The sequence below is a fragment of the uncultured Chryseobacterium sp. genome, assembly GCF_913776365.1.
In the GTDB taxonomy this organism is placed as follows: domain Bacteria; phylum Bacteroidota; class Bacteroidia; order Flavobacteriales; family Weeksellaceae; genus Chryseobacterium.
Genome location: NZ_CAJYMO010000165.1, coordinates 1 through 9,328, shown reverse-complemented (window position 1 = coordinate 9,328; position 9,328 = coordinate 1). Strand labels below are relative to the sequence as shown.

At 43.4% G+C, this 9,328-nt stretch carries 7 protein-coding genes and 1 riboswitch; of the genes, 4 read left to right on the top strand and 3 right to left on the bottom strand.

Going from position 1 to position 9,328, the window contains the following annotated elements:
• A riboswitch (cobalamin riboswitch) is annotated at positions 1–116 on the top strand. This riboswitch is flagged as partial in the annotation.
• A 365-nt stretch (positions 117–481) separates the two neighbouring features.
• The 4 genes from metE (at position 482) to QZ735_RS08305 (ending at position 4,227) form a co-directional block, all read left to right on the top strand.
• Complete coding sequence (gene metE / locus QZ735_RS08320) at positions 482–2,788, top strand: 5-methyltetrahydropteroyltriglutamate--homocysteine S-methyltransferase (RefSeq protein ID WP_294246801.1); 2,307 nt, start codon at positions 482–484, stop codon at positions 2,786–2,788.
• 238 nt (positions 2,789–3,026) lie between these two features.
• Positions 3,027–3,203 carry a hypothetical protein gene (locus tag QZ735_RS19505; RefSeq protein WP_367117835.1) on the top strand — a complete coding sequence of 59 codons (177 nt, stop codon included), beginning with the start codon at positions 3,027–3,029 and terminating at the stop codon, positions 3,201–3,203.
• A gap of 1 nt (position 3,204) precedes the next feature.
• A complete protein-coding gene (locus QZ735_RS08310; RefSeq protein WP_294246797.1) occupies positions 3,205–3,657 on the top strand; it encodes a hypothetical protein in 453 nt (150 codons plus the stop codon).
• Between the two features lie 123 nt (positions 3,658–3,780).
• Entirely contained in the window at positions 3,781–4,227 is a 447-nt protein-coding gene (locus QZ735_RS08305; RefSeq protein ID WP_294246795.1) for a KTSC domain-containing protein, read from the top strand.
• A gap of 691 nt (positions 4,228–4,918) precedes the next feature.
• On the opposite strand, the gene QZ735_RS08300 is transcribed toward QZ735_RS08305, so the two are convergent.
• From QZ735_RS08300 to QZ735_RS08290, 3 genes are all read right to left on the bottom strand, one after another.
• Positions 4,919–8,107, bottom strand: coding sequence for an efflux RND transporter permease subunit (locus tag QZ735_RS08300; protein WP_294246792.1), 3,189 nt, complete (start codon positions 8,105–8,107; stop codon positions 4,919–4,921).
• 6 nt (positions 8,108–8,113) lie between these two features.
• Positions 8,114–9,175: an efflux RND transporter periplasmic adaptor subunit gene (locus QZ735_RS08295; protein ID WP_294246788.1), complete on the bottom strand. Its 1,062-nt coding sequence runs from the start codon at positions 9,173–9,175 to the stop codon at positions 8,114–8,116.
• A gap of 9 nt (positions 9,176–9,184) precedes the next feature.
• A partial coding sequence (locus tag QZ735_RS08290; RefSeq protein WP_294246803.1) for a TolC family protein occupies positions 9,185–9,328 on the bottom strand: 144 nt, incomplete at its 5' end.

The following is a 9,328-nucleotide window of genomic DNA, read 5'->3' as shown; positions in this document are numbered from 1 at the left end:
GCGCAACTGTAAGTAATACCCCAAAGGTTTTTGTCCGAGTATATCCACTGTGCAAACGGGAAGGATGACAGAAACTGTTACAAGTCAGGAGACCTGCCTGTTCCGAATTGACAATGCTCTCGCGGTCTGGAGCTTTTGGTTCATACAGATGATGCATTTTGAACGTATTTTGGTTTAAATTTCCACCTGAATGTATTTTGTTCAGGACTTTTATTTTTAAGTTGCAGTGAACTGCGGATTTGTTGCTGTAAAGCGATGGATACCCGTTATTATCTTTTCTGTCTTTGAATGGGCAGGAATTACGGCATTTTACTTAACGACTTGAGTCAAAAAATAAGATTTTCAAACCAAATCCATATCCTATGGGAAAAATACGTCATTACGGTATCCTTTCTAGTCCTTAAAATTCCTTTCCCCGCGCGCATTGCGAAGCATCTGAAGAACTTTTAAAATTATTGTTTCATTTAAAAGTTTTAAGAACATGCAAACGCACATTCTTGGCTATCCGCGTATTGGTAGCAACAGAGAACTCAAAAAAGCCTGCGAGCAGTATTGGACAGGCAAAACCGATGTAAACACTCTTTTGGAGACCGGCAGGACCATCAAAGAAAACAACTGGAAACTTCAGCAGGAAGCAGGCATCGACCTGATTCCGTGCAACGACTTTTCGTATTATGACCAGGTATTGGACATGACGCTGACGGTAGGCGCCATTCCCCAGCGTTATCAGGAAATCGCTGCCCAAAAACATGAGCTGGACCTTTATTTCGCCATGGCCAGAGGATTCCAGCAAGAAGGTCTGGACATTACCGCTATGGAAATGACCAAATGGTTCGATACCAATTACCATTACATTGTTCCTGAGTTCCGGAAGGACCAGGAGTTCAGTCTGTTCTCAGATAAGATTATTAAAGAATTCATCAGTGCGAAAGAGGCAGGAATCCAGGCAAAGCCGGTGATCATCGGTTTGGTAACATATCTTTTGCTCGGTAAAGAAAAAGAAGAAGGTTTTGATAGGCTGGATCTGGCAAATAAGCTGCTTCCGGTTTATTTTGAAATTTTAAAGGAACTGGAAAACCACGGTGCAGAATACATTCAGTTTGACGAACCGTTTTTAGCATTGGATCTTAGTGATAAAGCAAAAGAGACCTACCGATTAATCTATGCTGAAATCCGTAAACAGTTTCCCAATCTGAAATTCATTCTCGCGACTTATTTTGAAGGCTTGCAGGACAATCTTTCATTGGCCTCTTCCCTGCCGGCAGATGTTTTACATATTGATCTCGTGCGTTGCCCCGAACAGCTGGATGAGGTTTTACAAACGATTCCTGAAACACTGAGCCTCTCCCTGGGAATTGTTGACGGCCGGAATATCTGGAAAAATGATTTCGATAAATCATTAAAATTCATTGCAAAAGCGGTACAGAAAATAGGTTCCGGGCATGTGTTCATTGCTCCTTCCTGTTCATTACTCCACGTTCCTGCCGATCTTGATGCAGAAAAAAATGAAGAGACTTTGTCCGGGGAAATCAAGCAGTGGATGGCATTTGCCAAGCAGAAAGTCAACGAAATCGTAATCTTAAAAAAATTAGTTTCGGAAAACCCGGATTACCATACGTTGCAGCACTTAGCCGAAAATAAAAAGGCCATCGAAAACCGCAGCACCTCAGCCTTAATCCATCATCCCGAAGTACAAGACCGTGTTGATGTAACGACTGAAGAAGATGCGAAAAGATCTTCTCCGTTCAAGGCCAGAAAAAAATCCCAGCAAGATATCCTTCAGCTGCCGTTATTTCCGACTACTACAATCGGATCTTTTCCTCAGACCAAAGAGGTAAGAGCCTGGCGTTCAAAATTCAAAAAGGGAGAAGTGAGTGCCGCACAATATGATGCTTTATTGAAAGAAGAAACCGAAAGAACCATCCGCTGGCAGGAGGAAATCGGAATCGATGTGCTGGTTCACGGAGAATTTGAACGAAACGATATGGTGGAATATTTCGGCGAACAGCTGGCCGGGTTTGCGTTTACCCAAAACGGCTGGGTACAGAGTTACGGAAGCCGCTGTGTAAAACCGCCGGTGATTTACGGAGATGTTCACCGTCCGGCTCCGATGACGGTCTACTGGTCGGAATATGCCCAGTCTTTAACTTCAAAATGGGTGAAAGGAATGCTGACCGGACCGGTTACCATTCTTCAGTGGTCTTTTGTCCGTGATGATCAGCCCCGTTCTCTAACCTGCAAGCAGATTGCTTTGGCGATCCGTGATGAAGTCACTGATCTTGAAAAAGCAGGCATCCGCATTATCCAGATCGATGAGCCTGCAATCCGTGAAGGCCTGCCGCTACGGACTTCCGAATGGCAGGGCTACCTGAAATGGGCCGTTGAGGCTTTCCGTATTTCGGCCAGCGGTGTGGAAGATGCCACTCAGATTCACACCCACATGTGCTATTCTGAATTTAATGACATCATTCAAAATATCGCCGATATGGACGCGGATGTCATTACGATTGAGTGTTCCCGAAGCCAGATGGAGCTCCTGAACGCCTTTGCCGATTTCAAATATCCGAATGAGATTGGTCCGGGTGTGTATGATATTCACTCACCAAGGGTTCCCTCCAAAGAAGAAATGGTGGAGCTGCTGAAAAAAGCGCAGGCTGTGATCCCGGCAGAACAGCTTTGGGTAAACCCTGACTGCGGTTTGAAAACCCGGCATTGGGAAGAAACCGAGAAAGCGCTGATTGCGATGGTTGCCGCCTCAAAAGAAATGAGCGAGGTATTCGCTTTGTAGACGCTTTACTTGTTGATATTTATTTTTTCGGGAGCCTTTCGGGGCTCCTGTTTTTGTTTATCTTTATCGGAAATTATGATTTAAATGACGGCTGAAGAATTTGTAAAAAACTTTTATCAGGAAAAACAGAATATTTTTTAATTCATGTTTCGATCATCAATCGGAATACAGAAGTCTGGTATCAGCAAAAATTGAAGAATTAAATTTAAATGAAAACCAATCTGAAAAATTAAAAGATTTGATTTCTGATCTTCTGACAGATACATTTTACACCCTATTGCTTGGTCTGGACGGATCAGCAGCTATAGGAAATTCACAGGAAAGTTTTAAAATCTATGATGAGGACAATCATTTAATTTCTGAAGGCGGAGATTTAGATGGATTGGCTTATGAATATTTTCATGAAAATAAATAATATGAGATTTTTATTCATTGTACTTCTCATTTCAACGTCATCATCAGCACAATCAGGTACTGATTTACAAAACCAAATAAAATTTAAAAATTATAAATATTTAGATAGCATTGATATCTATTCTAAAGATTATTCTACACAGCTTATTGAGGGTTCAGGCATCATAAAAAACGCTAAGAATAAAAATATCGGTTCCATTGGTTTTTCAATTGAAATAATGAGAGATAAAAATGACAGAGTAATTCGTATTCTAAAATCAGAATCCAATCATTATGGAAAGTTCGCAGGTAAACCTGAAAAAAGTATTATTAATGAAACTGCAATTTATTTTAATGATTTCCAACAGCCAGATCTAGCAAGATATCAGTCTGAAATCTATATTTCCAATGCTTTGGTCATGGGTAAAAATAAGTTGTTTAATTTAAATAGCATGATCCTGATTGTAAGCTCATAGAAACAGTATTGAATGAGACAAAAAAGTATATTAAGTAAAATTGTTTTAGCATTAATAATGAACAACTTACCATTTATCAATTAAAAACCTTAATTTTGCAGTCCGAAATAAGGATCCAACCATATGAAAAAATTAGGCGAATACAGAAAGTTGCTGGAAGTAGATAAAAACGTAACGTTAAAGGAACTGAAGACCATTTACAGGAATACGATGAAAGACACGCATCCTGATAAATTCATCAACGACGAAGCCGGAAAGCTGGAAGCGGAAGAGAAAAGCAAATCGGTAATCGAGGCTTATCATTTTTTGGTGAGCATCAATCCGGAAACGCAGGAGAAATACAAGGAAGAATACACGGAAACCATCACCACTTCGAATATTCAGGATTTTTACCTGGAAAAATCCATCCTTACGGTACAGCACCTCAACGGAAATATTTATGAATACCTGAGTGTGCCGAGAAATACCTACATCAAAATGGTAAATTCCGATTCGCCGAGCCGTTTTGCCAGAAGGCATATTTACGGAAGCTTTGTTTACCGGAAAGCCGGTGAAGTAATGGCCGATTAATTTTCTAAAAATACATCATCAAGACTTTCAGGTTTTCTGAGAGTCTTTTTTATTCTGATATTTTCCGGAAGCCCGGGATAAAAAACACAAAGAACGCTAATTTTCTCAGGGATGATACAGATTTTGACAGATGATCGTGTGGCTTCGATAACCTTATTGGGATAGTTATTCCTTTAAACCAGGGAATATAAAAATCTTTGATTTTAAAACTTTTGTGCGCTGTCATACCTTCAGATATTCATCTTTATTATATAACGTGAGTTCGATCTAAAATAAGGTATATGGTCAATACAATTGATTTCAGCCCATTTACTACAGCATGCCTGATGATCGGACTTTGGCTACATGCGGACAGGTTTTGGCTAAAGCCGGATGTATGGCGTCATAATGAAGTCGGGCTAAAGCCCGACCCTATTGATTGATGCAGCTCATTTAACGTGAACCTTAAAGTAACCCTGCTTAGAAATCTCTAATTACCTCTTTGCTTTTATTTTATGCAACGTATTTTACATCAGATAAATAGTCTTGAATTCACGTGATATACAGCATCTGCACCTTTGGTGACTTTTGACTGCGTCGAACCTCCGGTTTGCGGTTAAAAAAACTCAGTGTAATACATCTTTCATCGAATAAAAAAAAGCGCATCATTGCTGATACGCTTTTCGGTTAATTAAAGGTTGATTATTAATAGTTAGTCTATATGTTTCGGCGTAAATCCGTCTTCGCTTAAATCTCTGTGCTTGTAATCGGCTTTCATTTCCGCTTCGTAATCTATCGGCTGCCCTTTGCCCATTCTTCTTAGAACAGAATCAAAAAGGGAATATACCACCGGTACAATGATCAGCGTCAGGAATAACGATGAGGTAAGACCTCCGATGATTACCCATGCGAGACCGTTGTTCATCTCTGCTCCTGCTCCTTTGGCAATCGCGATCGGGATCATCCCGAAGATCATCGCAATCGTTGTCATCAGGATCGGACGGAGACGGGCGTGGTTGGCCTGGATCAGTGCATCGTGGGTATTGGCCCCGGCCGCTTTACGCATGTTGGCAAAGTCGACGATCATGATCGCGTTCTTTGCTACCAGACCGATCAGCATTATCATCCCCAGCATGGTAAAGATGTTCAGCGAGTTTCCGGTGATGGCCAGGATTACCATAACCCCGATCAGTGCCAGCGGAATGGAGAATAATACCACGAACGGATAGACGAAGGAGTCATACAGGGAAACCATTACCAGGTATACCAATACGATCGCTGCCAATAAGGCAATTCCCAACGTACCGAAACCTTCGGTCTGGTTTTCCATGTCCCCGCTCCAGATGTACGATACTCCAGCAGGTTTTGTTTTTTCATTATCCATGAACATCGCTGCCCACTCGTTGGCGACATCCCCTACCGGACGACCTACCACTTTGGATTTTACTTTTACCGAAGGCGCTTTGTCCCTACGTTCCAGCAAACTCGGTCCGGATCCCATTTTTACGTCGGCAAACTGGCTTAATCTGATCTGCTGTCCCTGAGGATTGGTAAACATCAGGTTCCGCACATCATCAATTGACTGTCTGTTGGCATCACCGAAACGGATGTTAATATCATATTCATATTCACCGGCTCTGAATTTACCGTCGGTATTCCCACTGAATGCCGTCTGCATTGTCTGTCCTACGCTGGAAAGGTTTAAGCCTAAAGCAGCCATCTTATCACGGTCAATATTCACCTGTACTTCAGGGTTACCGCTGTCGGTTGACAATTCGGCATCCACTGACCCCGGAACTTTTTTAAGCAGGTTAAGGATCCTGTTTGCTTCTTTGTTCGCAGTTTCATTATCCTGAGCGGTTACCACGAGTTCAATCGGGGCGTTATCCGCTCCCATCAATCCGATCGGTGCCGTTTTGAATTCAACACCGGTGAATTTCTCTTCCAGTGCTCTTTTGATCTTCGCCGATTTGATATCGGTACTTTCATTACGTTCCGATTTATCAACTAAAATCACCTGGATTTCAGACTGGTACAAAGTAGCCTGTGCCCCTCCGAATCCGGAAGACTGCTGCCCCACCGTGGTGATCATATCAATTACATCCTTATCATTTCTAAGGTATTTTTCAACGGCCAGCGTCACCTGGTTGGTCTTCTCTACTGAAGCGTCTTTCGGCAATTCCATCTGAACGAGGAACTGTCCCCGGTCCATTTTAGGGAAGAATTCCCCTCCGATGAATCCGAATGCCACCAGCATAAAAGAAGAGATCAGGACGATGAAAGTTACCACCACCGTCATTACTCTTCTCAAAGTGGTTTTTAGGGCCCAGTCCAGAATGCCAGTGATCCAGTGGGTGAATTTCTCCAATTGTTTCTCGAACCAAAGAATAAATCTTTCAAAAACGTTCTTCCCGGTAAGGTGTACCAGTTTCCCGTATCTTGAAGACAACCATGGAATGATGGTAAATGAAGCAAGCAATGACAGCATGGTTGCAATAACTACCGTGACACAGAACTGCGCCAGGATATCAGACACCAACCCGGAACTCATCGCAATCGGTAAGAATACCACTACGATTACCAGGGTAATGGCGGTTACGGTAAACCCGATTTCCGAAGCTCCGTCATAAGCCGCACGGATCCTGCTTTTCCCCATTTCCATGTGCCGGTATACGTTTTCCAGTACCACAATTGCGTCATCCACGAGGATACCTACTACAAGTGAGAGCCCGAGTAAACTCATCAAATTCAGGGTATAGCCCATCAGGTACATTCCGATGACCGTGGCAATCAGGGACATCGGGATCGAAACCATTACGATGAATGCGTTTCTGATGTTGTGAAGGAACAGCAGCATCACCACCGCTACCAGAATAATCGCTAAAAACAAGTCGAAGATTACGTGGTCTGCTGCTTCCAGCGTAAATTCGGTCGAGTCGTCTACAATATTCAGCTTAAGCCCCTGCACTTTGTAATCGTTCTGAACCTGGGCAATGGTTTTCTGTATAAGTTCTGAAACGGCTACCGCATTCGCATCCGATTGTTTCTTTACCTGAAGCAAAATCGTGGAGTTCTGGTTGTATCTTGCGATCTTTTCGGTGTCTTTCTGTGAATCGAAAACCGTAGCGATATCAGACAGCCTTACCTGGGCTCCGTTTCTGTTGGAAACGATCAGGTTATTCAGTTCCGCTACATTTTTATATTTTCCGGAAAGACGGATCGTCGATCTCGAAGTTCTTGTTTTCAAAGCTCCCGTCGGGAAATCCAGGTTGGAAGAAAGGATGGCCTGCTGTACATCACCGATGGACAGCCCGTATCCCTGCAATTTCTTTTCATCTAAATTAACCTGGATTTCTCTCTCCTGTCCGCCGACAAGATCCACCTGGGCCACCCCGTTGACACGGGAAAAGATCGGTTCTATCTTCTTGTCCAAGAGATCATAGAGCTCTTTATTGTTCAGCTTGTTGCTGGTGATACTCAGCGTCATGATCGGAAGGTCATCCAGTGAGAATTTCTGCAGGGACGGTGGGTCTACATCATCCGGAAGGTCTGCCAATACGGCATTTACCTTTCGCTGGGCATCATTCAGCGCATAGTTGACATCGGCGCCCGTGTTCAGCTGGACCATGATCACCGATAAACTTTCATACGATGAGGATTCCACTTTTTTTACGTTCTCCAGGGAACCTACCGCATCTTCAATTTTACGGGTCACGGAAGTTTCCACCTCTGCCGGAGAAGCTCCGGGATAAACGGTGGAGATGGTAACCATATTGGTTTCAAACTTCGGAATCAATTCATACCCCATCATGGAGTAGCTTAATAAACCGCCCAGCGTAAGGATCGTAAAGAGTACGATCACCAGGGACGGCCTTTTAATGGATATTTCTGCTAACTTCATCTGCTCTTACTTTACGATATTGATTTTGGAACCGTTGTCGAGGTTGATCTGTCCGCTGGTAATTACCTGCTCTCCTCCTTTTAGTCCGCTTAAGATCTGAACTTTATCGCCATATACTTTTCCGGTCTGTACCGTGATCAGTTTAGCGGTTCCGTTGTTCACAATAAACAGCTGGCCTGAGCTTACCCCGTTTACGAAGGCTTCTGCAGGAACCGTCAGCATATTCTGGGTTTCTGCGCCGTTGTTGGTTTTAAAGGTAGCCGTAGCATACATCCCCGCTTTCAGGTTTCCTCTGTTCTGAACTTCGATTTCTACCGGGAAATTCAGGGAAGCATCACTTTTAGGAGCGATGAAGGTGATTCGCCCGCTGAAGGATTCGTCCGGCAACACATTCACTTTAATCGGAACTTCCTGGCCCAGGGCGATTCTTCCGATCTGGCTTTCATCTACCAGTACGGAAAGTTTCAGTGAATTGATGTTTACAATTTCAAATAAAGCCGTTCCCGGTGCTACCACCATTCCCGGTTCCACCATTTTTTTGTTGATGGTACCGCTGATCCCCGCACGGATGCTGGTATCGTTTACCCTTACGCCCTGTGCGCGTACTGCCGCCTGCGCGTTTTTCAGCTGTAATCTTGAATTATCCAGCTGCTGTTTCGTAACGCCTCCGGTTTTGAAGGCATTTTCGTACCGCTGGTTGTCGATGATGGCATTCTGCAGGTTATTCTGCGCCTGGGTAACGTCTACCTCAATGGCATCTTTTTTAATGGTTGCCAGAACCTGGCCTGCCCCTACCCTTGAACCTTCTTTTACCAATACGCTTACAATACGTCCTGAAATTTCAGAAGACTGGTTGGATTCCTGTTTCGGGATAAAGGTGCCATTGGCAGAATAATCGGTATCGATATTTTCCCTGGATACGGTTACGACGTTTACATTGATCTTGTCTACCTGCTTGGCCACTTCCTGTACCTCTTTGGTCTGTTTTTCTTTGTTACCGGCAATCTTGTATGCTGCCAGACCGACCAGTACGGCCGCCACGATGATATATATTAAAGTTTTTTTCATTATAGTTTATTATGGATTTTGTAATGTATTCAGTTCACCTTTCGCTTTAATCAGCTTGATCTCCGCCTGCTTATAGTCCAGCAGCGCATTGGCGTAGTTCTGTCTGGCATCCGTCAGGGCATTTTCGGCATCCAGGACTTCCGTCAGGGTAGC